A 25,171-nucleotide genomic window follows, 5' to 3' on the forward strand; every position below is an offset into this window, starting at 1 on the left:
CTTCTCGACACCGCCCGGAGCCCTCACCCGAACGGCCCAAAAGTGGGGCCAGCCGAGTCCGTTCTGGTGGGGCCAAAACTCACCGGCGCAGACAGGGCCTGTAGTCGAGGCATTTCCGCCGGTCGGGCGAGAGGTGTAGCCGGGATCTTCCGGGCCCTGTCGATGCCCTGGGGAGGGGGCGGCGGAGCCCTGTCCGAGCCCCGTTCGGGAGGTCCCGAACGGGGCTTGGCCGAGGAGGGCGGTGGGGCCTGGCCTAGGCGGCGGCCTGGTGGGTCTGGTCGGCGACCCATTGGGCGACGGCGTCGGGGTGGTAGCGGAGGTGTCGGCCGGCGCGGAAGGCGGGAGGGCCGGTGCGCTTGCGGCGCCACTGGTAGACGGTCTCCAGCGGGACGCCGAACATGGCGGCGACGTCCTCGGGGGTGAGGAAGCGGGTGGGCAGGGCGGTCACGGTGGGTTGGGTGTCGGCGTGGGCGCGGCGGTTGGCCAAGGTGTTCTCCTGGGCGGTTGGGCTGTCGTCCGCCTGTCGCCTGTCGCCTGTCGCCTGTCGCCTGTCGTCCGCCTGTCGCCTGTAAGGCGCAGGCCAGGGGGGTTTAGGGGCTGTGGGGCCCGTTTCGGGGCGGGACGACAGGTGACAGGTGGGCTGGGCAGTGGCGACCGAGCGGCGGTCGTGCTCTCTCAGCGGGGTGTCAGCCGAGGTGTCAGGGGTGGGTGTCAGGCGGTGCCGGGGACCCCTGACACTCGCGTTTGCCTAGGGGTTTGGGTGTCAGGGCTGTCAGGTGTCAGGGGGTGTCAGGCCCGGCATCAGGGAGGGCGCGAGGCGGGGGAATCTCCGGAGCCTGGGGGTGGGGCGGGGCGGGCCCCTCGGTGCCCCCGCTCGGCGGTGTTGTTGGCGTTGGTGTTGGCACTGTGACCTGGGCCAACGTTGGCAACAACGCCGGGGCGGGGGTGGCGGGGGGAGGGGAGGAGAGGAGGGCGGGGTCGGACGGGGCCGGTCGAGGAAGGCCGGTGGGGGCGGCGCCTCTCTCCCGTCCCCGGCCTGGAGGGGGAGTCTGTTGCGGGCCCCTGAGCGGGCGAGGAAGGGGCTTTCCTGGGTGGGGTTTGGCGTGCTGGGCGAACCCCTCTCCGATGCCCCCGCTCGGCGTTGTTGTGGTTGTTGTTGTTGCTCTGACCTGCGACAACAACGCCGTCAGGGGCGCTCTCTGGAGGGGGGAGGGGAGCGGGGGTGCGTCCTGGTAGTGGACGCCGGGTCCGTTCCCGTCTGGCATGTGTGCCCCCGAGTGGCGACTGTGGTTGGGGCGGAGCGGGGCCCACTGAGGCCTGGTGGGGAGCGCGCCCGGGGCTCAGGGGTGGCCGGTGGAGCGTCCGTTCGTGCGGCCGGTCGGGCGGTGCTGGTAGTGGTCGGGCGGGTCATAGTGGTGGGCCTTTCTGGTCGGGGTGCGGGGTGGAAAGGGTGGAAAGGTTGATAAGGGGTCTGACCTGCGTTTTTGGGAGGTGGAAAGCGGGGTGGAAAGGGGTGGAAAGGGTCGGGGCCGTGGGTGGAGCGGGGGGCTTGGCACTCCTTTCCACCCCGCTTAGCACCCGGTGTTTTCGCAGGTCAGGGCCCTTTCCACCCTTCTCACCCTTTTCACCCCGGGGGTGCGAAGAGGAAGACGGTCCGGTGGCGTCCTTCGCCGGGCACCTGGGCGGCGGCGAAGCCGGGGAGCTGGCACAGACGGGCGGTGAGGTCGGAGCGGTAGGCGGCGTTGCGGCGCTTGAAGAGCCGGTACACCTCGTCGCCGGTCAGCCCGCTGGGCCCGGCGGCCTTCACGGCGGCGGCCAGCTTGTCCAGGTCCGGGTCGCCGGTGCTGGCGGCGGCGGTGGGGCCGAGGATGTGGGCGGCGCTGGCGCGGGCGTACCGGACGAGGGCCCAGGCGGCGCGCAGGTGCTGTTCGCCGATGCGGTCGGTGTGGTCGGTCAGGGCGTAGACCATGGCGGCGCGCTTGGCGTAGGGGGCGGCGCGGGCGGTGAACTCGGCCAGCGGGCCCTCGTCGGCCTCGTCCCCGCACAGTGCCAGGTAGACCTCGTCGCGCCAGAGCTGGGCGGCCTCGGGGGTGAGCCGGACCTCCCCGATGCGGCGGGCGTCCGTGAGTACGGTCCGCCAGGCCGAGGCGAGGTTGTCGATCAGCTCGTCGGAGGCACCGGGGGCGTCCGGCAGGAGGAGGTTGCGCCACAGGGCGATGGGCAGGAAGCGGTTGTAGGAGCCGCCGGCCATCTCGGCGTCCTGCATCCTGGCGCGCAGCTCACGTGGAGAGATGTGGCCGACGACGGCGACGTGCGGGGCGGTGGCGTGCAGCGCGTCCCGGTTCATCACGCCGAGGTCTTCGCCGTTCCAGGCCTGGCGCAGGATGCCGCCCAGGGAGGAGCCTTCGCGTCGGCCCCGGGCCATGGTGACGGCGTACTCGGACTCGACCACCCACAGGCGCTTGTCGAGGACGCCGGGGTCCTTGTCGCCGTCGCCGTCGCGGACCATCTCGATCAGGCCTTCGCCGGAGGAGAGGCCGGAGCGGGTGTTGCTGGCGATGAAGTCCGGCACGGCGGCCTTCAGCAGGCGGCGCACGGTGTTGGTGGCGGCGCCCTTCCTGCCCATGGAGGTGGCGCCGACCGTGAGGGCCCAGATCAGGGCGGGGTGGCGGTCGTTGCCGATCCACATGAACGGCCCGGGGCCGATGGCGGCGCCTGCGGCCGAGAGGAGGTTGGCCAGGACGCCGACGGGGTCGGCCTCGGTGGTGGGGTCGAGGGCGGCGACGGTCTCTCCGGCCCAGCCGCAGAACACCTCCGGGTCCGGAACGGGCCCGGGCCGGTCGGGGCGGACGATGCCGGGTGCCGGGTCGTACATCGGGTTCTGCTGGGCCTGTGGTCGGCCGTCGGCGGCGGTGGCCAGGTGGAGTTCGACGGGCATCAGGCGCTCTCCGCGAGGCTGGTGGTGTCGGGCAGGTCGGCCTGGCGGCCGTCGGGCAGGTGGTGGCGGTGCCAGCCGGGCTGTCCGGGGATGGCCACCGGCGGCCACCCGGCCGAGGCGCTCACGGGCCGTCGGGCGGCCTCGGCGGCGCGGGTGCGGCGCTCGGCCAGCTCCAGCGCGGTCGGGTGGTTCGACCAGGCCCGCACCGTGCGCACCAGGCGCTTCCAGGAGGCTTCGTCCTCGGCCACCCACGCGGCCCGGGCCTGCTCGCCGAGCACGATGTTGGTGCGCATGCTGGCGTGCAGGTAGAGCGGGGCTTCCTCGGCCTGCTGGCGCCAGGCTTCGGCGGCGGTGATGAGGGCGGCTTCGCGGCGCGGGTCGCCCGGCGGAAGGGCGGCGAAGGCGGGGGAACCGTACTCGGGGATCCCGACCGGCTGTCCCCACCGGTCGAGCACCACGGCCGGGCTGATCCGCCGAAGCACGCTCACGAACCGGTCGGCGGCCCACCGGGCGGTCGAGCGGTGCGCGTCCCGCACCGGAGCGGGCAACGCGATCGGGTCGGGCAGCAGGGCCGCTTCAACCCCGTCCGGGGCCGCTTCAACCGCACGGTCGGGCGTTTCAGCGGCGCTGGCGCCGGGGGTGTTCACCGGGCGCTCACCGGCGCTCACGGCACCGCGTTCACCGCTCGCGGCCGGGCCCGTTTCAGGGCCGCCGGGCGCCGCTTCAAGGGCGCGGGCCGGGGCTTCAGCGGCCCCGGTGAACGCTTCAGCGGCGGGGTGAACGAGCCGGTGAACACCGGGGTGAACGGCGCTCACGGCCGGGCCCGTTTCAGCGGCGCGGGCCGGGGTTTCAGCTCCGGGTGGTGGAGGTTCGGGGGCGCGGGAGTCGGCCCCGTTCTGACTGGTCACAGCTACTCCTGCAAGGGCGGGAAGCGCTACCGGGAACGCGGGAACGATCGGGGTGAGCGCCGGTGAGCAAGTCGGGTAGCGGCCGGTCCGTGACGCCTGGTCAGTGGGCGACCGATGCATGGGGGTAAAGAGCGGGAAGCGCTTCCCGGAACACGGGAACGGTCGGCGGGTAACGCCGGGAACGGTCCGGTGAGCGGCGGTGAACAGTCGGGTGTTCACCGCTGAGCGCGTGCCCTTGAAAGTCGGCCGACTGCGGTTGAAACCGGGCCAGTCGGGGTTGAAGCCGGGCGGTCGGGTGAGCGAGTGGTGAGCGCCCGTGAGCGTCGGTGAGCGCTCACCCGACGAGGTGGTGTCAGGCGGCGACGAGCCGGAGGGTGTTCACGGCCGGCGCGGTGGGCGGCTGCGGGGCGGTCATGCCGAACGTGCGGGTGACGGCCTCGGCCACGAGCTTGGTGTACGCGTAAAACGACCGGCGCGGGTGCGACAGCGCCGTACGGGCCAGCTCCGAGTACTCCTCGATCTGGTCGGCGTCGGAGGAGATGATCGCGAACCGCAGGGCCTCCGCCAGCTCCTCGGACTTCAGCAGGTCCGAGGCGGTGAGCATCATCGCCGGGTGGAAGGCCAGCAGGCCCACCAGGTCGAAGAACCGCAGCGACAACGACACCCGCACCGACAGGCGGGCCTCGTCCTGGCCCGGCTCCGTCTCGCCGAACAGCGAGACGTTCTCCTCCACCGCGCCGGTGGTCAGCGACGGCTGAGCGGCGAACGAAGCGTGCATGATGGAACTCCCTTCACTGGGGCACGAAGCGGCGTACTGACTTGGCGGTTGGGGCGCCGCTTCGCTGCGTTTGGGCAGGTCAGAGAAGTGCTAGGCCCACTCTCAGGTTGCTTAGGGGGGCTTTCGCTCTCTCGCGATACCCAAGGTAGGCAGTCCCTATCTGTGCGTCAAGCCCCTCTAGCGGTAGGCTTGCTTTGCCCCCCTAGGCAGTGAAGGGATCACGATGCACGAGGAGCTTGAGCGGGTAACCAACGTGGCCGTCCCGATCGACCGGGCCAAGGCGGCGATTGCCCTGATGGCGGACTACCAGAACCGGGTGGTCGAGCTGTCCCGGGTCCGTCGGGAGGCCATCGAGGAGGCGTCGGCGTCGGGCATGTCGCAGACCGAGATTGCCGCCCTGCTCGGCGTAAGCCGTGGGCGTGTCGGTCAGCTCGCGTCGGCCGGCCCCGCGCCGGAGCGGGCCTTCTTCGGTCTCGGCCCGATGACCGTGGCAGTCGGCGGTAAGTACGAGGCGGGGAAGTCCCCGGACGAGAACCCAAGCCAGGTCGTGACCAGGGAAGACCTGAACAACTACGAGCACCTGCGGAAGCTGTTCGCGGGCCTGAAGCTCGACTCCGAGTACGAGGTCATTCCGCCGTCCGGCATCGTGAACCTCAACCGCGAGCACCTGGTCGTCATCTGCGGTCCGCGGCTGTCCCCGATCGTGGCCCAGGTGCTCGAAGGTGACGACAACTTGCGGTTCCGCAAGGACTCTGCCTGGCACCTGGTGGACCTGCACACCGAGACCGAGTACCGCTCCCCGATCGATGTGGACGGCACGGCCGGGGACGTCGGTTACCTCGCTCGGCTTCCCCGCCTCGACGGCAAGGGCACGTTCCTCTACGTCGCGGGCATCCACGCGATCGGCGCGAACGGCGTCGTGCACTACCTGGAGAACCACCTCGGCGAGCTGTACCGCGAGGTTCGGACGAAGCGTTTCTCCACGCTGATCTCCTGCCGTTACGACCCGGAGACTCTGGAAGTTCTGGAGAGCAGCAGGGTTACCCCGATCTACCGACACGAGGGCTGACAGATGCGCGTCTCCATCGCCACCGCTCCGGGTGGAGCCAACCCGAACGAAGACTGGGTGGCGGCCACGCCCGCGCTCGCCGTGGTCCTCGATGGCCTGAGCACGGCCGGGCTGGACACCGGCTGTCGTCACGGAGTCCCTTGGTACGTCGCCCAGTTGGGTGGCCACCTGGTGGCCGCACTGGCAGAGCCCGGCCGGCCGCTGGCCGACGGGCTGGAACAAGCCCTCGACCAGGTTGCAGCGCTCCACCCCGGGTGCGACCTCGCCAACCCTGGTACGCCATCGGCAACGGTCTCGATCCTGCGGGCCGGAGCCGAGCACTTCGACTACCTGGTCCTCGCCGACTCGCCGATCGTCTTCGAGCGGGCCGACGACTACCAGGTAGTCACCGACCTGCGGGTGGACACCGTGGTGCCCGAACTCCGAGCGGAGACGGAACGGTTCGCCACCGGGACGCCCGAGCACACAGAGGCCGTCCGCAGGATGGTCGAGGCCCAACGGCTCACCCGAAACACCGTGGACGGCTACTGGGTTGCCACCTCCAACGGCGAGGCGGCACACCACGCGATCGCGGGCACGGTGCTGCTGGCCGACGTTCGGGCGGCAGTCGTCCTGTCCGACGGGGCCTCGCGCCTCGTCACCGAGTACCGCGCCGCATCGTGGTCGGACGCCTTCGTCACGCTCCGGGAGGCTGGCGCTGACGGGCTGATCTCAACCGTTCGAAAGGCTGAGGCCAGTGACCCTGACGGACTTCGATGGCCGCGATACAAGGTCAGTGACGACGCTGCTGTGGCGTTCTGTCAGTTGCCGTAAGTCAAGCCGGTTGGACCTCGCGTGTGTTGCAAGAAGGTCCTTCGAGCGGTGATCCTTCGAGGAGGAGACGTTGGCATCAACCAGAAGCAGCGAGGAACTACGAGGAGTTGCGAGCAACTACGAGGAACTGCGAGGAGCCAAAATGGCACTTTTCATGTGGCTCCGTTGATACAGTTCTCTTGTTGTTGTCAGCTGACAGCAAGTTCTTGCCAGCTGGCAACTAAGCAAGTTGCTTCAAACTTCTCGGTTGAAGTCTGGAAGCAACGAACGGGTTGCTTCACTAGCTTCTGCAACAAGAAGCCCGGACCTGGCGGCAACCAGACCCGGGCTCTTGTGTAGAGAGGTCGAGTGAGTCCGGCCGACTTGACAACGGCCGGGCTTGCTCGCGCTAGCCCCGGACGTCTTCCGGTCCTGCTCTCGACCATGGGGGAGCGCTAGTTCAGCGCACCAGCTGCTCTACGCAGCTCGCGATAGCCGTCACCGCCGTAAACGCTGCGATGAGGATCGGCCCCCAAGAGGGCTGACTCTCCGGCATCTTGGCAGGTGACCGCCGCTTTCCCATGTTTGCCCAGCTCCTCGGGTTGAATTGCCCCGTAAACACGAGGCCCTCGGCCGCTCGCCGAGGCGCGCGAGACCGTTGGAGCTGAACATCACTCAGCATACCGGTTGAGAGCGTGCGTTAAGACGTTTACGGCGACGATCGCTCCTGAATAGGAAATTGACTTCGAGCGTGCCCCTCCGGTGCGACCTTGAAGCAGAGTCAGCGGCTTCGGTGTGGTGTGGGATCTGGGCCGCCTGTGGGCCGTCCGGCGTCGGCCAGGGGCGGCCAACGATGACAAGCGTCGACGGATCAGCCCCAGGCCAGAGCCAGTTGACCAGGCCCGCAAAACCGACAGGCCAGACCCAGGGCAAGAAGTAGGCCACTTGCCGCTACGGCCCCGCTGCCCGGGCAGACCGGGTGGCGGGGCCTTCGTTCGTTTTCGGTCGGTTCGAGGCCAACCCGATTGCCTGGCAAGGGAGTTGGGTAGTCGGCAAAGTGGTTCAGACCATTGACGGGCTCGGCCGGCGGCTCCTACCGTGAGGGCACCGGACCGGCGCAGGCATGCCAGGATCCCCCCGTTCGGGCCGCCGCACCCCCAACGCGCGCGTCTGTGCCCCGGCGCACACTCCATCCACCCCCACGGAGGAGCACCATGCGCACACGCCACATCGTCGGGGCGGCCGTCGCCGCGCTGGCGATCCCGTTGACCCTCGCCTTCCCGGCCTCGTCCCACGGCTGGATCTCGACCCCGCCCAGCCGCGCCGCGCTCTGCGACACCCACGTCGACGGCGTCCCGTGGGACTGCGGCGACATCCAGTGGGAGCCGCAGAGCGTCGAGGGCCCCAAGGGCTTCCCGGCCCTCGGCCCCTCGGACGGCACCATCTGCGCCGGCGGCAACGCGCGCTTCGCCGAGCTGGACGACCCCCACGCGGGCGCCTGGCCGACCACCCCGGTGACGGCGGGCCGGCAGCTCACCTTCACCTGGGCGTTCACCGCCCGGCACGCGACCACGGACTTCCGGTACTACATGACCAAGCCGGGCTACGACGCGAGCCGGCCCGTCACCCGGGCCAACCTGGACCTGACGCCCTTCCTGACCGTCCCGTACGGCGGGGTGCAGGTGCCGAGCACGCTCAGCCACACCGCGACCATCCCGAGCGGGCGCACCGGGCACCAGGTGGTCGTCGCGGTCTGGACGATCGCCGACACCGGGAACGCCTTCTACTCCTGCACCGACGTCAGGTTCTGACCCCGCGAGGGGACGGCGGCACGAGCGAGGTGCACGGCCGCCGGAAGGCCGTGCACCTCGGGGCCTCCACGGGCGGCGGGCCGCTCAGTGGCCACCGCAGCAGCCGCCGTCGGCGCCGCCGCACTGGCAGGGCGCGCCGGACTGGCAGCCGCAGCCGCAGCCCGGGCCGCAGCCGCAGCCGGCGGCGAGGACGGGGAGCAGCTTCGGGGCGAGTGGCTCGACGGTGTCGTGGGCGGTTGCCGGTCGGGTCGGGTTGGCCTTCATCGAGCTTCCCTCCTAAGGACGGGCGCACTCCTGTGCCCCCACCGTCGAGTGAAACCGCCGAACGGAGGGGACGTCAACGGGCGCGCAGGGGTGGGGCGCACGGAGGACCGTGCGCCCGCACCACCCTCGTCACGGGTTTACTCACCCCTCGGGGTGAGCCGGGCAGCCACGGCGCCTGCCGGTACCGCGCCTGCCGGTACCGCGACCGCCGCTACCGGGACCGGCGGTCAGTCGACCGGCGCGGCCTCGGCGGCCTCGGTGGCGGCCACGAAGTCGGCCACGTGCTCGCCCGTCACCAGGTACACCACGCGCTTGGCGACCGACACCGCGTGGTCCGCGAAGCGCTCGTAGTAGCGGCCGACCAGGGTGATGTCGACGGCGGTCTCGATGCCGTGGTGCCAGCGCTCGTCGATCAGGTGCGACAGCAGCTCGCGGTGCAGCGAGTCGATCGCGTCGTCGTCCTGCTCCATCTCCAGGGCCTTGTCGACGTCCTTGGTGGCTATGACCAGGCCGGCCTTGGCCACCAGGCGCTGGGCGAGCTGGCCCATCTCCAGGACGGTGGAGTGCAGGTCGCCTGGCACCGCGGTGTCGGGGTAGCGCATCCGCGCGACCTTGGCGACGTGCCGGGCGAGGTCGCCGCAGCGCTCCAGGTCGGCGCTCATCCGCAGCGAGGTGACGACGATGCGCAGGTCGGTGGCGACCGGCTGCTGGCGGGCGAGGAGGTCGATGGCCCGGTTCTCCAGCTCGTGGTGGAGGTCGTTGACCTTCTCGTCGGCGGCGATCACGCTCTCCGCCAGCGCCAGGTCCGCGTCGAGGAGGGCGGTGGTGGCCCGGCCCATCGCCGATCCGACCAGCCGGGCCATCTCGACCAGGCTGTCGCCGATCGCATCGAGTTCCTCGTGGTACGCGTCGCGCATGTTCTCTCCTCAGTAGCTGTGTCGGTGGCGGTGCCGACCGGCCAGCCCGTCCGACCGTCGTTCCGGCGTCCGGGTGACCGCTGCTGGTGGCGCGCATCGTACGCGCACACCCGAGCCGGTGGCCGCTGTTCGGCACACCGATCTCTCCCACACGGGCTGCCTGGCCAACTTTCCGCCGCCAGGGCGACGGTGCACGGCCGCTCCGGTGAATCGGCAGCTACCTGAAGGTGAATTCTCGGCAACGCATGGTCGATGCCTTGATCCCACGCTTGGGGAGTGCCCTGGCCGTGCGCTTACGCTGGCCACATGGACGTGAACGTGGCCGCCGCCGCTGCCTGTGCCATAGCCGGGCTCGGCGTCGGCCTCACCGCCTCCATCGCCTTCCGCTGGAGCGAGCGCGAGCAGGCCAAGGGCAGGTACAGCGGAACCGGCGGCAGGAACCCCGGCCGGCACCAGTCCCTGGGCACCGGCAACCCCGAGCCGCCGCTGCCGCCCGGGGTCGACACCGTGCTCTCCGTGCTCCGCTCCTGCGCGATCGTGCTGGGCGAGGGCGACGAGGTGGTCAAGGCCAGCTCGGCGGCGTACGCGATGGGCCTGGTGCGCGGTGGCGCCGTCGCCGTGGACCAGATGCTCTCGCTGGCCCGCTCCACCCGCCGGGACGGCGAGATCCGCCAGGTCGAACTGGAGGTGCCCCGGCCGGGCGCGGCCCGCGCGGCGGAGCCGCTCGCGGTCTCCGTCCGGGTGGCCCCGCTGGGCTCCCGACTGGTGCTGGTGCTGGTCGAGGACCAGACCGAGCGGCGCCGGGTGGAGGCCGTCCGCCGGGACTTCGTGGCCAACGTCAGCCACGAGCTCAAGACGCCGGTCGGTGCCCTGTCGCTGCTCTCCGAGGCGGTCGTCGACGCGTCCGACGACCCGGAGGCGGTACAGCGCTTCGCCGGCCGCATGCAGGTCGAGGCGGCCCGGCTGGCCAGCCTGGTCCAGGAGATCATCGACCTCTCCCGGGTCCAGGACGACCGGCTGATGGTCGACCCGGAGCCGGTCGCGGTGGACGAGCTGATCGCCGAGGCGATCGACCGCTGCCGCCAGCAGGCCGCCGCCAAGCAGATCCTGATCGCGGCGGGCGGCATCGCCGGCCTCTACCTGCACGGCAACCGCGGCCAGCTCGCCGCCGCGCTCGGCAACCTGGTCGAGAACGCCGTCAACTACAGCCCGCCCCGCACCCGGGTGGCCATCGCCACCCGCCGGATCTCCAGCGCCGCGGCTCTCGGGGAGGCGGACGGCGAGCTCATCGAGATCTCGGTCACCGACCAGGGCATCGGCATCTCCGAGAAGGACCGCGAGCGGGTCTTCGAGCGGTTCTACCGCGTCGACCCCGCCCGCTCCCGGGCGACCGGCGGCACCGGTCTGGGCCTGTCCATCGTCAAGCACGTCGCGGCCTCGCACGGCGGCACCGTCTCGGTGTGGAGTGTCGAGGGCCAGGGTTCGACCTTCACCGTCCGCCTGCCCGCCGGGCGGGCCCCGGTGGAGGACGAGCCCGACGACGAGTTCGACGACGGGACGGACCACGCGCCGGGCGGCGACCCCGCCGCACCCCCGACCCTCACCACGGACCGCAAGGCCCGTTCGCTCCCCGCCGGGGAGCGGGAACAACACCTGTCAGACACAACCCCTCAGCTTGCCCCGGAGGCCTGATCGTGACCCGAGTACTGGTGGTCGAGGACGAGGAGTCGTTCAGCGACGCCCTCTCGTACATGCTCCGCAAGGAGGGCTTCGAGGTGGCCGTCGCCGCCACCGGCCCCGACGCCCTGGAGCAGTTCGAACGCAATGGTGCCGACCTCGTCCTGCTCGACCTGATGCTGCCGGGCCTGCCCGGCACGGAGGTCTGCCGCCAGCTCCGGGTGCGTTCCAACGTCCCGGTGATCATGGTGACCGCCAAGGACAGCGAGATCGACAAGGTCGTCGGTCTGGAGATAGGCGCTGACGACTACGTCACCAAGCCGTACTCCACCCGCGAGCTGGTCGCGCGGATCCGCGCGGTGCTGCGCCGCCGCGGCGAGGACGGCGGCGCGGGGGACAACGGCAACGGCCCGGGCGCCCTCGAGGCGGGCCCGGTCCGGATGGACGTCGACCGCCACGTGGTGACGGTGGACGGCGCCAAGGTCGACCTGCCGCTCAAGGAGTTCGACCTGCTGGAGATGCTGCTGCGCAACGCGGGCCGGGTGCTCACCCGGATGCAGCTGATCGACCGGGTGTGGGGCGCGGACTACGTCGGCGACACCAAGACCCTGGACGTCCACGTGAAGCGCCTGCGGGCCAAGATCGAGCCGGACCCGGGCGCGCCGCGCTACCTGGTCACCGTACGCGGCCTGGGCTACAAGTTCGAGCCGTAAACCGTCCCGACCACGCGGAAGGCCCCCGCCGGCAGCAGCCGGAGGGGGCCTTCGCGTCGCTCCGGCGGGCCCGGGCGGGCCCGCCGGAGGCGGAGTGCGGCGTCAGTGCGCGGCCGGGAGGGCCGGGGCGGTGGTGCCGGCCGGGACGGCGCCACCGGTGGTCGGGGCACCCGGGGTGGTACCGGTGGCCGGGGCGGTGGCACCGGGGGTGGTGGTCTTGGCGGGGGTGGCGGTCGGCGACGGGGTCGGACCGTAACCCTGGTAGAGGCCGTGGCCGTGCTCGCCCGAGTCCGGGCTCACGGAGGCCTGGGCCTCGACCTTCTGGCCGTCCTTGAAGGCGAAGACGGTCGGGGCGAAGCCGCCGACGGGGACGGTCGCGGAGGCGGCGGTGGCGGTCGGGTTGCCCTGACCGCCGATCGCCACGGCTCCACCGGCCGGGATGACGATGCTGGACAGCGGCGCGCCGGCGGCGTCCGCGAAGGTGGTAGCGGCACCGCCGACGGTGACGGACTGGAGCTCGGCCGGGATGTCCGCGGTGTTCGCGATGTTCACGACCACGTTCGCGGGACCGGTGTGGTCGCCGACGGCGCCCTCGCCGGTGACGACCACGATGTTGTTCAGTCGGAGGTGCGTTCCGACGGTCGCCGCCGCGTTATCCGGCTTGATCTGCAGGGTGTCCGGCGTGTTGCCGGCGGCGCAGGAGGACAGCGAGGCGATGGCGATGGCGGCGATGGCGGCGATGCTGCCGCGTCGAAGGCTGCGGCTCACGGCGGCGGCTTCTCCTAGGTCACGTGTCGGTAGGTCAGGTCTCAGATTATCGACCTCGCTTATGCGCTCCTCACGGGGTGGTCCCCGTGTCGCACTCCCGGGGCCCGCCGGGGGCCGTCCGGCGGTACGGTCGACATGTTCGGGTCACGTGACGGACAAGCTTCGACCAAGATCGAATAACGATTCGGCCGCGACCCGGAAAGGGGTGAAAGCTCAAGATCCAATCATGGTTGCGGGGGTGTTGCGCAAGGGTTTCGCCGAACCCCGGAACCGCCTCCGACCTGCGGGAAGCCCCTCTCGAACACTGGTCGCAGCACGTCATGGGGGTCCTTGTCAAGCCCCGAGACCGGCCCTGACCTGCGAAAACGCCCTTCGGGTGCGCCGAGAAGCGTGTTATTCTGGAAAGCCACGGAAGGGGTCCTGTCACATGACGTTCAAGGTTGGCGACACGGTGGTCTACCCCCATCACGGGGCCGCGCTGATCGAGGCCATCGAAACTCGCCAGATCAAAGGTGTGGACAAGACCTACCTGGTGCTCAAGGTGCAGCAGGGAGACCTGACGCTCCGCGTGCCCGCCGAGAACGCGGAGTTCGTCGGCGTGCGCGATGTGGTCGGCCAGGAGGGTCTGGACCGGGTCTTCGAGGTGCTGCGGGCACCGTACACGGAAGAGCCGACCAACTGGTCCCGTCGCTACAAGGCGAACCTGGAGAAGCTCGCCTCGGGCGACGTCATCAAGGTCGCCGAGGTCGTCCGCGACCTGTGGCGCCGCGAGCGCGAGCGCGGCCTCTCGGCCGGCGAGAAGCGGATGCTCGCGAAGGCGCGCCAGATCCTCGTCAGCGAGCTCGCGCTGGCGGAGAACACCAACGAGGACAAGGCGGAGACGCTGCTCGACGAGGTCCTCGCCTCGTAGCGCACGCCACCGCAGTGCGGTCGGGCTGCCGCCCAACGCTCACAGCGCCCGGTGCCGACGCACCACTCCGCGGACGAACCGTTCGCGAGTGGTGCAGTGGCACTTCGGGCGCTGAGGCATGTCCGGACCACGCCACCCGCCCCAGCCGGCCCAGGCCTGCAAGAGCGTTTCTGCACCCGTTGTCGTGCGGAGCTTGCGGAGCTGTGCGGCGGGCGGTGGACCGTGGTTCTTCGGAAGGGGCCCGGTGCGCCCGCCGGGCACGCCATGGCCATACCCACTTCGCCGAAGGAGTGAAACCTGAACGCGTCAGGAGCAGTCGCAGCAGCAGTGGTGCCCGCCGCCGGACGCGGTGAGCGGCTGGGGCCGGGGGCCCCGAAGGCCCTGCGGGAACTCGGGGGCGTGCCGCTCCTGGTGCACGCCGTCCGGGCCCTGGCCCGCAGCCGGGCGGTCGGCCTGGTCGTGGTCGCCGCGCCCGCCGACGGGGTGGCCGAGGTGGTCGCCCTGCTGGACAGCCACGGGCTGGACGACAAGGACATCCGGGTGGTGGCCGGCGGGGCGACCCGCCAGGAGTCGGTCCGGCTGGGCCTGGCCGCGATCCCGGACGAGGTCGGGATCGTGCTGGTGCACGACGCGGCCCGCCCGCTGGTCCCGGTCGAGGTGGTGGACACCGTCGCGGCCGCCGTCCGGGCCGGGGCGCGGGCGGTGGTGCCGGCGGTGCCGCTGGCCGACACGGTGAAGCGCGTCGAGCCGAACCCGGGCGGCCCCGAGCCGGTGCTCGACACGCCCGAGCGCGCCACCCTTCGCGCGGTGCAGACCCCGCAGGGCTTCGACCGCGCCACCCTGGTCGAGGTGCACGCCAAGGCGCTGGCCGAGGAGAGCGCGGGCACCGCCGACGCGCCCGCGGTCACCGACGACGCCGGCCTGGTCGAGCGCTACGGCGGCCGGGTCGTTGTGGTGCCCGGCCACGAGGAGGCGTTCAAGGTCACCCGTCCGCTGGACCTCGTGCTCGCCGAGGCCGTACTCGCCCGCAGGAGGGCCGCCGATGCCTACTGATCCGACGACCGCCGCTCCGGTGCCCGCCGCCCCGCAGGCCCCGGTGATCCCCCGCGTCGGGATCGGCACCGACGTGCACGCCTTCGAGGCCGGCCGTCCGCTCTGGGTGGCCGGGCTGGAGTGGCCGGACGCCGGGGTCGGGCTCTCCGGGCACTCGGACGCCGACGTCGCCGCGCACGCCGCCTGCGACGCGCTGTTCTCGGCCGCCGGGATCGGCGACCTGGGCGCCCACTTCGGCACCGACCGCCCGGAGTGGGCCGGCGCGTCCGGGGTGAAGCTGCTCGGCGAAGCGGCCCGGCTGGTCCGCGCGGCGGGCTTCGAGATCGGCAACGTCTCGGTCCAGGTGATCGGCGTGCGGCCGAAGATCGGCAAGCGCCGGGCCGAGGCGCAGGCCGCGCTGTCCGAGGCGGCCGGTGCCCCGGTGTCCGTCTCCGGCACCACCACCGACGGGCTGGGGCTGACCGGCCGGGCCGAGGGCCTGGCCGCGATCGCCACCGCCCTGGTGTACGAGCGGCGTTGAGCCGGCCACGCTGAGCAGGCGGGAAGAAACCGTCCCTGACGGGTGTTCACCCGGTGTCCGCGGGGCCCGAGTCGCTACTGTTCGGCTCGGGCCCGTACGGGGCTTCCGCTCGGGCCGAACCGCCGACGAGAAGAGGTAAACCGTGTCCGCCCAGCTCTCCGACCGTGCCAGGGCCCTGCTCGACACCAAGAGCTTCGCCGTGGTCTCCACGATCCAGCCCGACGGCAGCCCCCAGTCCACCGTGGTCTGGGTCAAGCGGGAGGGCGACGACATCCTGTTCTCCACCGTCCAGGGCCGTCGCAAGCACCTCAACCTGGTGCGGGACCCGCGGGTCTCGATCCTGATCAACCCGGCGGACAGCCCGTACGAGTACCTGGAGGCGCGCGGCGAGGTCTCGATGACCACCGAGGGCGGCCGGGAGCTGATCGACGAGCTGGCCGGCAAGTACATGGGGCAGGACAAGTACACGATGGACGGCCCGGACGACGTCCGGGTGATCGTCCGGCTCGCCCCGAGCAAGGTGCTCGGCAACATCTGAGCCGCGTCCGCGGCAGCGTCCGACCCCGCCACAGCCCACCGTTTCCCGGGGGAATGTGGCGGGGCACCCCCTGCTGCCCACTACGCTTGACGCTGTGAGCATTCGTCTGTACGACACCAGCACCCGCCAGGTACGCGACTTCGTCCCGCTTGTACCGGGTTGTGTCTCGATCTACCTGTGCGGCGCTACCGTCCAGTCGGCGCCACACATCGGGCACATCCGGTCCGGGCTCAACTTCGACATCATGCAGCGGTGGTTCGCCTACCGCGGCTACCAGGTGACCTTCGTCCGGAACGTCACCGACATCGACGACAAGATCATCGCCAAGGAGCGCGAGCTCGGCACGCCGTGGTGGCAGGTCGGCTACCAGAACGAGCGCGCCTTCAACGACGGCTACGACGCGCTGGGCTGCCTGCCGCCGACCGTCGAGCCGCGGGCCACCGGGCACATCCCCGAGATGATCGAGATGATGCGTGGGCTCATCGAGACGGGCCACGCCTACGCGGCCGACGGCAACGTCTACTTCGACGTCCGCTCGTACCCGGACTACCTGGCGCTCTCCAACCAGAAGCTGGACGACCTGCGCCAGCCCGAGGGAGAGGGCGAGACCGGCAAGCGGGACCAGCGCGACTTCGCGATGTGGAAGGCCGCCAAGCCGGGCGAGCCGAGCTGGGAGACCCCGTGGGGCCGCGGGCGTCCGGGCTGGCACCTGGAGTGCTCGGCGATGGTCCACAAGTACCTGGGCGCGGCCTTCGACATCCACGGCGGCGGGCTGGACCTGATCTTCCCGCACCACGAGAACGAGATCGCCCAGTCCAAGGCCTACGGCGACGACTTCGCCAACTTCTGGGTGCACAACGCCTGGGTCACCATGGCCGGCGAGAAGATGAGCAAGTCGCTGGGCAACTCGGTGCTGGTCTCCGAGATGGTCCGGGCGTGGCGGCCGATCGTGCTCCGCTACTACCTGGCGGGCCCGCACTACCGCTCGATGATCGAGTACAGCGAGGAGTCGCTGCGCGAGGCCGAGGCCGGCTTCGGCCGGATCGAGGGCTTCATCCAGCGCGCCGTCGAGCGCTGCGGGACGGTCGACGCGGCGCCCGAGGTGCCGCCGGCCTTCGCCGAGGCGATGGACGACGACTTCGGTGTGCCGCAGGCGCTGGCCGTCGTGCACACCGCCGTCCGCCAGGGCAACAGCGCCCTGAACGCGGACGACAAGGAGAGCGTGGTGGCGCGACTCGCCGAGGTCCGTGCGATGCTCGGTGTACTGGGCCTCGACCCGCTCGACCCGCAGTGGGCCGGGGCGGAGCGCGGCGAGGACCTCCACGGTGTGGTCGACTCGCTGGTCCGTCTGGTCCTGGACCAGCGGCAGGCGGCGCGCGAGCGCAAGGACTTCGCCACCGCGGATGCCATCCGCGACCAGCTCGGCCTGGCCGGGCTGGCGATCGAGGACACCCCGTCCGGCCCGCGCTGGACGATCAACAGCCAGTAACCCCATCCGACGATCGGGGTGATGGGTGGGCCGTACCGGACCGGTGCGGCCCTCCCGCATGACGTAGCGCATGCCGTCGACCGCCACCGGGCACACCGGGGCGGCCGGGGCATGCCGGACAGACAGGAAGTACAGCCATGGCCGGCAACAGCCAGCGCAGGAACCGCCGCAACCCCGGATCGAAGAAGGGCGCGTCTGTCGGTACCGGCGGGCACAGCCGGAAGGCCCTCCAGGGCAAGGGCCCGACCCCTCCCGGCGAGGAGCGCAAGGGCCACCCGAAGCAGCGCGCCGCCAACGCCGCGGTCAAGCGCGAGCGGGACGCCAAGGCCCGGGCCGGCATGCGCCGGGCCGGCGGCGGCGGTCGCGGTGGCCGCGGCGGTGCGGGCAGCGCAGAGCTGGTCTTCGGCCGCAACTCCGTGGTCGAGGCCCTGAAGGGCGACGTGCCGGCCAACGCGCTGTACGTCCAGCAGTTCATCGACACCGACGACCGGGTCCGCGACGCGTTCCAGGCCGCCAACGACCGCGGCATCCCGCTGATGGAGGCCCCGCGGCCCCAGCTGGACCAGATGACCGGCGGGATGAACCACCAGGGCCTGGTGCTCCAGGTGCCGCCGTACGAGTACGCGCACCCCGAGGACCTGCTGGCGGACGCCGCCGACGCCGGCCAGGACGCGCTGATCATCGCGCTGGACGGCGTGACCGACTCGCGCAACCTGGGCGCCGTGGTCCGCTCCGCCGCCGCCTTCGGCGCGCACGGCGTGGTCATCCCCGAGCGCCGCGCGGCCGGCATGACCGCCGGTGCCTGGAAGACCTCCTCCGGCGCCGCGGCCCGGCTGCCCGTCGCCCGGGCCACCAACATGACCCGCACCCTGGAGGCCTACCAGAAGGCCGGCCTGATGGTGGTCGGCCTGGCCGCCGACGGCGAGGCCGAGATCGGCGACCTGGACCTGCTGAACGGGCCGGTCGTGATCGTCGCGGGCAGCGAGGGCAAGGGCCTGTCCCGGCTGGTCTCGGAGACCTGCGACATGCGGGTCCGGATCCCGATGTCCGGCCTGACCGAGTCGCTGAACGCCGGTGTCGCGGCGGGCATCGTGCTGTACGAGGCCGCGCGGATGCGGGCCAAGCGCTGAGCACCACCGGGCGCCGCTGACCGGCGCCCGGGGCCCAGCACGACCGGGGTTCGGAACGCAGGCGATCTTCCGAATTCCCCGCAAACAGAGTGAAGGCGATCGGGCCCGACCGGGCCCGATCGCTTTTTTCATGATCACTTCAAGTGTGTGCCGGACATCCACTCGGGAGAGTGTCCTAAGCGGCCGTCACCCGGTTAGACGGGCGTGGACACCAGAACACCTCGGCGCCCCCTGTTCGGCGACGGCAGCACCGGGATAGACGCGGGCCCCGGCCTCAACACCGTCAAGGTGGAGTCGGACCCTTCGCGGCTCAGCAGCACCCAGGCGAGCTTCCGGCTCCGGCTCGGCGCCCCGGTGGCGCCGCTGATCGAGGCCCCGGCCGGACTGCTGTCCACCGGCGCCGCGTTCGGCGACCCGTACGCCAACCAGGGCCTGATCCGCCGTCCGCTGGTCACCCCGCAGGTCGTCGTGCCCGCCTCCGCCGTCCCGGCGCTGGCCGGGGCCGGGGCCGGCGGCGCGCCGCGCCGCAAGGGCCGGGTCACCGCCGTCACCTGGACCGGCCAGGCGCCCCCCGGGGACATGGCGGCCACCCGGCTGCTGGAGGCCGTGCGCGGCACCCCGGCCGGCGGCGTCCGCCTGGTCGAGGCGGACACCCAGGTGCTCCCCTCCCTCGCGGGCGTCCGGACCCTCCCGCGCCAGCCCCGCGAGGGCGCCGGCACCGCCACCCACGCGGGCGTCGGACCGGTCGGCGAGCCGCACGGCTGGACCCCGAGCGGCGAGCTGCCCGAGGTCTCCGCCGCCGACGCCGAGGGCAGGCAGCCCTGGTACCCGGGCCGCCGGGTCGACCTCGGCCTGGTGCTGCTGCCGCTGCGCGCCGTCCTCGGCTCGCTCTCGGTCTACGCCGGGTTCAGCAAGCTCTGCGACCCGGTGTACTTCGACGGCGGCGAACGCGGCTCGATGATGCGCTGGCTCTCCTCGCTGCACCCGTGGAAGGTCGCCGAGCCGCTGCTGGCCTTCGCCATGGCGCACCCGGTGGGCGCCGGCCTGGTGGTGTCGTTCACCCAGATCGTGGTCGGCGTGCTGACCGTCCTCGGCCTCTGGCAGCGGTTCGCCGCCGGCGCGGCGATGGCGCTCTCCGCCGCGCTGCTGTTCACCGTCAGCTGGCGGGCCGTCCCGGTCTACGACACCCCGGACCTGATCTTCCTCGCGGCGTGGAGCCCGCTGCTGATCGCCGGGGCGCCGTTCGCCTCGCTGGACGGGCGGCTCAACCTGGAGGCCTGGCGCCGGTTCGGCGCGGACACGCCCGGGGCGCTGCGCCGCCGGGTGCTGCGCCGCGGCACCGTCGTCACCACGGTCGTGGTCGGGCTGACCCTGCTGCTCGGCTCGATGCTCGGCGCCGCCGTCCGCACCGGCGCCCGGGCGCACCAGGCGCCGGACCGCCCGGCCACCGACTACGGCACGCCGGTCTGGCCGTCCGGCAGCCCGTCCGGCGCCCCCGGCGGCAAGGGCACGTCCACCACGCCCCCGCCCGCCGCGCCGCGCCCCGCCACCCCCACCCCGAGCGTGACCACCCCGCCCGGCACGCCGTCCGCCAAGCCGGCCACCCCGACGCCCAGCGGCAAGGGGCACCCGGGCAAGGCGGACGCCGGGTCGGGCGCCTCCCCGGCCGCGTCCGCCCCGGCGGGCGGCTCGGGCGGCACCGCACCCGCGTCGCGCGGCACCCCGGGCGCCGGCGGCGCGGGGTCGGGCTCCAAGGCCAGCCCGAACCCCGGCGGGCTGCTCGGCGGGGTGCTGGGCAGCGCGCCGCTGGCCGACCTGTCCGGCGGCCGGGCCTCCCACCCGGGGGCGCCGACCGCGACCTGAGGGACCGGTGACGGCGATCGGCCGGGCGCTCCGTGGGGGAGCGCCCGGCCGATCGCCGTTCGCGGGCGGTGCCGCCGTCCCGCGGCCGCGTGGTGTGGCGGCCCGGGCCTACCGGAGGGTCCGGGCTAGCGGGGAGTCCGGCCGGCGCCGGAGGCGAGTTCCTTGGCCGCCTCGGTGAGGTCCTTGGCGGTGTCGATCGCCCGCCAGTACACGCCCTGCGGCAGCTGGTAGCCCGCCAGCCGCTTGCCGCGGGCGAGTTGGGGGAAGGTGGTGCGCTCGTGGTCGCCCACGTCCGGCAGCAGCTCGGCGAACTCCGGGCTGAACACGTACAGGCCGGCGTTGATCAGGAAGGGCGAGGGCGGGGCCTCGATGAAGTCCAGCACGTTGCCGAACTGGTCGGTCTCCACGGCGCCCCAGGGGATCCGTGGCCGGGCCAGCGCGAGCGTCGCGACGGCGTCCCGCTCGTGGTGGAAGGCGGCCATCTCGCGCAGGCTGAAGCGGGTCCAGATGTCGCCGTTGGTGGCGTACCAGGGCTCGTCCGGGCGGGGCAGCGCCTTGGCCGCGTACTTGAGCCCGCCGCCGCGCCCGAGCGGCTCCGCCTCGACCACCGTGCGCACCCGCAGCGGCAGGTCCGCCCTGTCCAGCCACTCCTCCAGCACGTCGGCGAGGTGCCCACAGGAGACCACGACGTCGGTGACGCCCTCCTCGGCCAGCCAGGCCAGCTGGTGGCCCAGGATCGGCGTGCCCGTCCCGGGGATCTCGACCAGCGGCTTCGGGCGGTCGTCCGTGTAGGGGCGCAGCCGGGAGCCCTGGCCGCCGGCCAGGATGACGGCCTGGGTCACGGGCGTCGTGGTCGGCCGGGGCTGCGGGTGCGGGGCGGACGGGAGGTCGGCGGCGGGGCCGGAGTCAGCGCTCATGCCTGAACAATAAGGCGGCGGACGGGGGCGTCCGCCGCCTCGGTGGCCTCGGGTTTCGGGCCTTGGGACTTCGAGGCCTTGAGGCCTTCTATGTCCTCGGCCTGCTCGGCCTGCCCGGCGTACTCGGCGTGCCCGGCGTCCTCAGCCGACGACGCCGGCCGCGAACGAACCGTCGCAGACCGGGCGGGCGAAGGAGCGCGCCCGCTGGACGTCGCCCTGGTACTTGCGCACCGCCGCCTTGCCCAACTCGGTGGACAGCGAGGTGCAGTAGGGCGTCAGCGAGGGCTGCTCGCGCATCGAGCGCTCCAGCAGGTCCAGCGCGGCGGAAGGGTTCTTGGCGCGCAGCTCGTCCAGCAGGGCCACCCGCAGCGACTCCTGCGGGGCGAGCCCGTCCGCGGCCTTGGCCACGGCGCCGGCCGCGTTGTTGGAGCGCCCGATCCCGGCGCCGTCGCCGCTGGACGCCGCCACGACCTGCTGGTCGAGCCCGGTCGGCGGGGCCCACGGGACCCGGGTCACGGCGAGGGTGCCGGTGGTCACCAGGACGACCGGCAGGGTCAGGGCGACGGTCTGGCCGATACGGCGCAACAGCTGCTTCACCCTCAGGAGAGTAGCGGTGGGTACGGGCCGGATCGCCCTCCGTTACACCATCGAGTGACACGGTGTCCGGTTTCGTCCCCTTGCCGTGTTGACGCGGGGCGTACGGACGGAGCCCGCCGGACCGCGAGGGTCCGACGGGCTCCGGGGCGTGCCGTGACGTGTCGTGACACGTCGTGAAACTTGGTGGCGTTTGGTGACGCGCAGTCCGCGTCAGTTGCTCAGACGCAGGCCGGAGCTGGTGGAGAAGACGTGGGTCTCGTTGGCGATCGGCACGACGTGGATGGTCTCGCCGCGGGCCGGGATCTGGCGGCCGGGGACGCGGACGACCAGGTCGTGGTCCTCGCCGCCGATCTGGGTGGTGCCGTAGACGAAGCCGTCCGAGCCGAGCTCCTCGACCACGTTGACCGTCACCGCGACGCCCTCGATGCCGCCCGCCGGGACGATCTCGAAGTGCTCGGGGCGGATGCCGACGGTCACCGTCTTGTCGGCGCCGGCGCCGGCCAGGTTCTCGCGGGAGATGTTGACGACCGAGCCGCCGAACTTCACGCCGCCGTCCACCAGCGGCACCTGGACCAGGTTCATGGCCGGCGAGCCGATGAAGCCGGCCACGAAGAGGTTGGCGGGCTTGTCGTACATGTTGCGCGGGGTGTCGACCTGCTGCAGCAGACCGTCCTTGAGCACCGCGACCCGGTCGCCCATGGTGAGCGCCTCGGTCTGGTCGTGGGTGACGTACACCGTGGTGATGCCCAGGCGGCGCTGCAGGCCGGCGATCTGGGTGCGGGTCGAGACGCGGAGCTTGGCGTCCAGGTTCGACAGCGGCTCGTCCATCAGGAAGACCTGCGGCTGGCGGACGATCGCACGGCCCATCGCGACGCGCTGGCGCTGACCGCCGGAGAGCGCCTTCGGCTTGCGGTCCAGCAGCGTGGTGAGGTCGAGGATCTTCGCGGCCTCCTCGACCTTGGTGCGGATCTCCGCCTTGTTCACGCCGGCGATCTTGAGCGCGAAGCCCATGTTGTCGGCGACGGTCATGTGCGGGTAGAGCGCGTAGTTCTGGAACACCATGGCGATGTCCCGGTCCTTCGGCGGCAGGTGGGTGACGTCCCGGTCGCCGATCCGGATCGCACCGGCGTTGACGTCCTCCAGACCGGCCAGCATGCGCAGGCTGGTCGACTTGCCGCAGCCCGAGGGGCCGACGAGCACGAGGAACTCGCCGTCCGCGATCTCCAGGTCCAGCGCGTCCACCGAGGGCTTGTCCGCCCCGGGGTAGACGCGGGTCGCCTTGTCGTACGTGACAGAAGCCATGGTCGTTGCTCTCCTTCACCGGCAGGAACGTGCCGGACGATCCGAGTAAAGGGGGGTGGGTTCGTGCTCCGCCGGCCCACCAGTGGTCTGAACCACTACACGAGCCGACTCCCGGCGACGCTACCTGCGCTTCCGCCGCTTGTCAGCCCCCACCCGACCCGATTTCGGCATCGGTTCCATCACGTCCACCCATCCCACCAACCCCTGGATATCCCCCCATCCCGTCCCCCGCGCCCGGTAGACTGCCCCCCGGTGCCGCCGTGATCCCTCGCGGACGGCCACCGTGCCTCCTTAGCTCAGCTGGCCAGAGCACCGCTCTTGTAAAGCGGGGGTCGTCGGTTCGAACCCGACAGGGGGCTCACAGCACGAAGGGCCAGTTCGCCGGGTGATCCCGGTCGAGCTGGCCCTTCGCCGTTGCTGGGGTCCTACTCCGGCTGCGCCACGGGCGTGCCAGAAGCCGCCGGCGGGTCGTCCCTCCCGAGTGTCCGGAAGTCGCTCCGGCGCAGTCGACCGCTGTGGGGGCCGACGAACTCGCGTGGCTTGCCCCGGAGGAGATCGTCCTACAGTGCGAGAAGGCCCCGCACGTCCGGACGCACGACAGGCGGATGCTCCTCGACATGCCGCGGGCGAGCTGAGTCAGCGGGCCTTCCTGCCGCGCTTGCCCATCTGGCTCCAGACGTGGCGGTGGCGGGCGATGGTGAAGATTCGATCCACCCGGTTCGGCGACAGCACGGCCGGCCGGGCGGGCAGGACGGAGGCAATCTGCTCGCCATCTACGACCGTCACCCCGGAGTCCGCGCCGAGCGTGATCTTCTGGGCGCCCACGATGGCGATGACGGGGTGCACGGGGACGTCGAAGCCGCACCACTCGGTCAGCAGCCTGGCGGTGCGGCTGGCTTCGAACTCGGAGTTCTCCAGGTACGGGAATCCGTTGCGATTGACCTTCACGACCTTGTCGCCGACCCACACGGTGGCGCCCTGGTGGTGCTTCGAGTTGACCGTGAAGACGCCCGGCGGGCCGATCACCACGTGGTCGATGTCGGAGCCGGAGGGCAGCGGCACCCCATGAAGGACCCTCCAGCCAGCAACCTTCAGCGGTTCCAGACGGGCCCCCACGATCTGCTCGCCCTCCAGGCCGCGCAGCGTGCTCGAATCGCCGAGACGTTGGCGGGATACTTTGGCCGCGAGGCGGACGAGCAGCCCGTACCTCTCCTCTCCCTCGCGCACCAGGCTCTCCAGCCCCGCACCGGGAAGGTTCCGCGAGAGGTCGTCCTCTTCCCGCATCGGAGGCAGGAACGGAACCTCGGCGCGAGGCGGCGGTACCTGAACTGAGACCTTCTTTGCCGGCGGGCGCTTCTCTTCACGGCGTCGGACGGTGCGCGACGGTACATGGCTGCCGAAGGATCGGCACCACTCCTCGACCTTGTCCAGCGCAGAAGCCTCGAAGTCAGGGCTGTCGATCGTGACGACACCGGTCTTGCAGTCCAGCCAGGCCACTGAATCGCCGCGGGCGCCAGCCTTGTTGACGTAGAGCCGTTCCTTGCCCGGAACCCGCCACAGCTTGACCACAAGCTCCGTCACGTCTCCCCCTCCCGCATGGCTTCCCCGGCCGAGAAGAGCATGCCCACGCACCGATCGGCGGGAACGCGAGGTCTCAGCCAGCTGGCCCAGCCCGTCCAGCGGCAGGGCGGCGCAGGCGACGCGATGCAGGGGCTTCCATGAGTTCCAGAACGCGGGCGCCAGCGCCGCACAGACCCAAGCGGGCGGTGTGTGGGATGGGGATAGGTAGCAGGGGAGTTGGGGTGACGGGGTGGGGTGGGAAGGTGACTGTTACAAGTTTCGCTACTGGTTCAAGGGCGCACACAGCGCGCCAGTGCGCGGCCCAGCCGCTCGCCGTCGCTCCTGTCTCCGCCCCGCTCCGTCGGCGGCCGGCAGCGCACGTCGAACGTGCGGCCGGGAGGGGGGCCGAGGTCAGAGCCCGTCGTGGCTGGGGGCGGGCGGCTCCACGGTTTTACCCACCTCCCAGGCTCGGGACCCGAGTCGAGCAAGAACGGGGGGCCGCTCGGCCAAATTGCGGTCAGGCCCAGAAGCCCTGACCGAGTCGCAACAGCTTACGGCCCCCCGATCATGCTCGACCCCAAACCAGGCAGGACACCGGCCAAAACCGCTCTACCGCCCGCGCGGGACCGGCTGATCCTTTGGTCCGAAAGATCCTTC

The 25,171-nt window shown here is 71.8% G+C and carries 23 protein-coding genes and 1 tRNA gene; 13 read left to right on the forward strand and 11 right to left on the reverse strand.

All coding sequences use genetic code 11. The features are described 5' to 3' along the window. Positions 1–253 precede the first annotated feature (253 nt). From ACGF0D_RS17150 to ACGF0D_RS17165, 4 genes are all read right to left on the reverse strand, one after another. Positions 254–487: a helix-turn-helix transcriptional regulator gene (locus ACGF0D_RS17150; protein ID WP_392916921.1), complete on the reverse strand. Its 234-nt coding sequence runs from the start codon at positions 485–487 to the stop codon at positions 254–256. Between the two features lie 1,137 nt (positions 488–1,624). After that, the gene (locus ACGF0D_RS17155) at positions 1,625–2,938 is read right to left on the reverse strand and encodes a DUF3987 domain-containing protein (protein WP_392916924.1); all 1,314 of its coding nucleotides are present in this window, start codon (positions 2,936–2,938) and stop codon (positions 1,625–1,627) included. Beyond that, entirely contained in the window at positions 2,938–3,606 is a 669-nt protein-coding gene (locus tag ACGF0D_RS17160; protein ID WP_392916927.1) for a hypothetical protein, read from the reverse strand. Before ACGF0D_RS17160 ends, ACGF0D_RS17155 begins: the two co-directional genes overlap by 1 nt. A 592-nt stretch (positions 3,607–4,198) precedes the next feature. Further along, entirely contained in the window at positions 4,199–4,624 is a 426-nt protein-coding gene (locus ACGF0D_RS17165) for a hypothetical protein (protein ID WP_392916930.1), read from the reverse strand. A 223-nt stretch (positions 4,625–4,847) separates the two neighbouring features. Here ACGF0D_RS17165 and ACGF0D_RS17170 point away from each other — a divergent pair, with 223 nt between their 5' ends. The 3 genes from ACGF0D_RS17170 (at position 4,848) to ACGF0D_RS17180 (ending at position 8,296) form a co-directional block, all read left to right on the forward strand. Further along, positions 4,848–5,693 (forward strand): sigma-70 family RNA polymerase sigma factor, encoded by an 846-nt coding sequence (locus ACGF0D_RS17170; RefSeq protein ID WP_392916933.1) that lies wholly within the window; start codon positions 4,848–4,850, stop codon positions 5,691–5,693. A gap of 3 nt (positions 5,694–5,696) precedes the next feature. Next, positions 5,697–6,506, forward strand: coding sequence for a hypothetical protein (locus ACGF0D_RS17175; protein ID WP_392916936.1), 810 nt, complete (start codon positions 5,697–5,699; stop codon positions 6,504–6,506). Positions 6,507–7,699: 1,193 nt separating this feature from the next. Then, positions 7,700–8,296 carry a lytic polysaccharide monooxygenase gene (locus ACGF0D_RS17180; RefSeq protein ID WP_392916939.1) on the forward strand — a complete coding sequence of 199 codons (597 nt, stop codon included), beginning with the start codon at positions 7,700–7,702 and terminating at the stop codon, positions 8,294–8,296. Between the two features lie 84 nt (positions 8,297–8,380). Here the strand turns inward: ACGF0D_RS17180 and ACGF0D_RS17185 are convergent, their stop codons facing one another. Together ACGF0D_RS17185 and phoU are read right to left on the reverse strand one after the other, a co-directional pair. Beyond that, a complete protein-coding gene (locus ACGF0D_RS17185) occupies positions 8,381–8,560 on the reverse strand; it encodes a hypothetical protein (protein ID WP_316522953.1) in 180 nt (59 codons plus the stop codon). A 227-nt stretch (positions 8,561–8,787) separates the two neighbouring features. Then, the gene (gene phoU, locus ACGF0D_RS17190; RefSeq protein ID WP_392867892.1) at positions 8,788–9,477 is read right to left on the reverse strand and encodes a phosphate signaling complex protein PhoU; all 690 of its coding nucleotides are present in this window, start codon (positions 9,475–9,477) and stop codon (positions 8,788–8,790) included. A gap of 306 nt (positions 9,478–9,783) precedes the next feature. Here phoU and ACGF0D_RS17195 point away from each other — a divergent pair, with 306 nt between their 5' ends. Together ACGF0D_RS17195 and ACGF0D_RS17200 are read left to right on the forward strand one after the other, a co-directional pair. Further along, the gene (locus ACGF0D_RS17195; RefSeq protein WP_392916942.1) at positions 9,784–11,169 is read left to right on the forward strand and encodes a sensor histidine kinase; all 1,386 of its coding nucleotides are present in this window, start codon (positions 9,784–9,786) and stop codon (positions 11,167–11,169) included. Positions 11,170–11,171: 2 nt separating this feature from the next. Beyond that, complete coding sequence (locus tag ACGF0D_RS17200; protein ID WP_392867887.1) at positions 11,172–11,867, forward strand: response regulator; 696 nt, start codon at positions 11,172–11,174, stop codon at positions 11,865–11,867. A gap of 102 nt (positions 11,868–11,969) precedes the next feature. Here the strand turns inward: ACGF0D_RS17200 and ACGF0D_RS17205 are convergent, their stop codons facing one another. Then, on the reverse strand, positions 11,970–12,635 hold the full coding sequence (locus tag ACGF0D_RS17205; protein WP_392916945.1) for a DUF461 domain-containing protein: 666 nt from the start codon (positions 12,633–12,635) through the stop codon (positions 11,970–11,972). Positions 12,636–13,062: 427 nt separating this feature from the next. Between ACGF0D_RS17205 and ACGF0D_RS17210 the strand changes: the two genes are divergently transcribed. From ACGF0D_RS17210 to ACGF0D_RS17240, 7 genes are all read left to right on the forward strand, one after another. After that, the gene (locus ACGF0D_RS17210) at positions 13,063–13,545 is read left to right on the forward strand and encodes a CarD family transcriptional regulator (protein ID WP_014136563.1); all 483 of its coding nucleotides are present in this window, start codon (positions 13,063–13,065) and stop codon (positions 13,543–13,545) included. A gap of 297 nt (positions 13,546–13,842) precedes the next feature. Continuing rightward, on the forward strand, positions 13,843–14,598 hold the full coding sequence (gene ispD / locus ACGF0D_RS17215) for a 2-C-methyl-D-erythritol 4-phosphate cytidylyltransferase (RefSeq protein WP_392868763.1): 756 nt from the start codon (positions 13,843–13,845) through the stop codon (positions 14,596–14,598). Then, positions 14,588–15,118: a 2-C-methyl-D-erythritol 2,4-cyclodiphosphate synthase gene (gene ispF / locus ACGF0D_RS17220; protein WP_392916948.1), complete on the forward strand. Its 531-nt coding sequence runs from the start codon at positions 14,588–14,590 to the stop codon at positions 15,116–15,118. The genes ispD and ispF overlap by 11 nt, the downstream gene beginning before the upstream one ends. A 142-nt stretch (positions 15,119–15,260) precedes the next feature. Continuing rightward, entirely contained in the window at positions 15,261–15,656 is a 396-nt protein-coding gene (locus ACGF0D_RS17225) for a PPOX class F420-dependent oxidoreductase (protein WP_392867878.1), read from the forward strand. A gap of 94 nt (positions 15,657–15,750) precedes the next feature. Beyond that, positions 15,751–17,145 carry a cysteine--tRNA ligase gene (cysS, locus tag ACGF0D_RS17230; RefSeq protein WP_392916951.1) on the forward strand — a complete coding sequence of 465 codons (1,395 nt, stop codon included), beginning with the start codon at positions 15,751–15,753 and terminating at the stop codon, positions 17,143–17,145. Between the two features lie 137 nt (positions 17,146–17,282). Next, complete coding sequence (gene rlmB / locus ACGF0D_RS17235; protein ID WP_392867873.1) at positions 17,283–18,275, forward strand: 23S rRNA (guanosine(2251)-2'-O)-methyltransferase RlmB; 993 nt, start codon at positions 17,283–17,285, stop codon at positions 18,273–18,275. A gap of 204 nt (positions 18,276–18,479) precedes the next feature. Beyond that, a complete protein-coding gene (locus ACGF0D_RS17240) occupies positions 18,480–20,138 on the forward strand; it encodes a DoxX family membrane protein (RefSeq protein ID WP_392916953.1) in 1,659 nt (552 codons plus the stop codon). Between the two features lie 125 nt (positions 20,139–20,263). Here ACGF0D_RS17240 and ACGF0D_RS17245 read toward each other — a convergent pair whose 3' ends face one another. The 3 genes from ACGF0D_RS17245 to ACGF0D_RS17255 all read right to left on the reverse strand — a co-directional run bounded on the left by ACGF0D_RS17245 (position 20,264) and on the right by ACGF0D_RS17255 (position 22,954). Further along, positions 20,264–21,055, reverse strand: coding sequence for an NDP-sugar synthase (locus ACGF0D_RS17245; protein WP_392867868.1), 792 nt, complete (start codon positions 21,053–21,055; stop codon positions 20,264–20,266). Between the two features lie 141 nt (positions 21,056–21,196). Further along, positions 21,197–21,652, reverse strand: a complete 456-nt coding sequence (locus ACGF0D_RS17250; protein ID WP_392867866.1) for a hypothetical protein — start codon at positions 21,650–21,652, stop codon at positions 21,197–21,199. Between the two features lie 210 nt (positions 21,653–21,862). After that, complete coding sequence (locus tag ACGF0D_RS17255; RefSeq protein ID WP_392916956.1) at positions 21,863–22,954, reverse strand: ABC transporter ATP-binding protein; 1,092 nt, start codon at positions 22,952–22,954, stop codon at positions 21,863–21,865. 285 nt (positions 22,955–23,239) lie between these two features. Here ACGF0D_RS17255 and ACGF0D_RS17260 point away from each other — a divergent pair. Then, positions 23,240–23,313 (forward strand) — tRNA-Thr (locus ACGF0D_RS17260). A 277-nt stretch (positions 23,314–23,590) separates the two neighbouring features. Here ACGF0D_RS17260 and ACGF0D_RS17265 read toward each other — a convergent pair. Further along, positions 23,591–24,535 carry a nuclease-related domain-containing protein gene (locus ACGF0D_RS17265; RefSeq protein WP_392916959.1) on the reverse strand — a complete coding sequence of 315 codons (945 nt, stop codon included), beginning with the start codon at positions 24,533–24,535 and terminating at the stop codon, positions 23,591–23,593. Positions 24,536–25,171: the final 636 nt, after the last annotated feature.

The organism is Kitasatospora sp. NPDC048298 (assembly GCF_043201465.1).
GTDB lineage: Bacteria > Actinomycetota > Actinomycetes > Streptomycetales > Streptomycetaceae > Kitasatospora.

Bases quoted from the DNA above. Each gene is read 5' to 3' on its own strand.
- ACGF0D_RS17155 (WP_392916924.1), bottom strand. From the start codon at position 2,938: ATGCCCGTCGAACTCCACCTGGCCACCGCCGCCGACGGCCGACCACAG.
- ACGF0D_RS17165 (WP_392916930.1), bottom strand. From the start codon at position 4,624: ATGCACGCTTCGTTCGCCGCTCAGCCGTCGCTGACCACCGGCGCGGTG.
- ACGF0D_RS17170 (WP_392916933.1), top strand. From the start codon at position 4,848: ATGCACGAGGAGCTTGAGCGGGTAACCAACGTGGCCGTCCCGATCGAC.
- ACGF0D_RS17175 (WP_392916936.1), top strand. From the start codon at position 5,697: ATGCGCGTCTCCATCGCCACCGCTCCGGGTGGAGCCAACCCGAACGAA.
- ACGF0D_RS17180 (WP_392916939.1), top strand. From the start codon at position 7,700: ATGCGCACACGCCACATCGTCGGGGCGGCCGTCGCCGCGCTGGCGATC.
- ACGF0D_RS17185 (WP_316522953.1), bottom strand. From the start codon at position 8,560: ATGAAGGCCAACCCGACCCGACCGGCAACCGCCCACGACACCGTCGAG.
- phoU (WP_392867892.1), bottom strand. From the start codon at position 9,477: ATGCGCGACGCGTACCACGAGGAACTCGATGCGATCGGCGACAGCCTG.
- ACGF0D_RS17195 (WP_392916942.1), top strand. From the start codon at position 9,784: ATGGACGTGAACGTGGCCGCCGCCGCTGCCTGTGCCATAGCCGGGCTC.
- ACGF0D_RS17210 (WP_014136563.1), top strand. From the start codon at position 13,063: ATGACGTTCAAGGTTGGCGACACGGTGGTCTACCCCCATCACGGGGCC.
- ispF (WP_392916948.1), top strand. From the start codon at position 14,588: ATGCCTACTGATCCGACGACCGCCGCTCCGGTGCCCGCCGCCCCGCAG.
- rlmB (WP_392867873.1), top strand. From the start codon at position 17,283: ATGGCCGGCAACAGCCAGCGCAGGAACCGCCGCAACCCCGGATCGAAG.
- ACGF0D_RS17245 (WP_392867868.1), bottom strand. From the start codon at position 21,055: ATGAGCGCTGACTCCGGCCCCGCCGCCGACCTCCCGTCCGCCCCGCAC.
- ACGF0D_RS17255 (WP_392916956.1), bottom strand. From the start codon at position 22,954: ATGGCTTCTGTCACGTACGACAAGGCGACCCGCGTCTACCCCGGGGCG.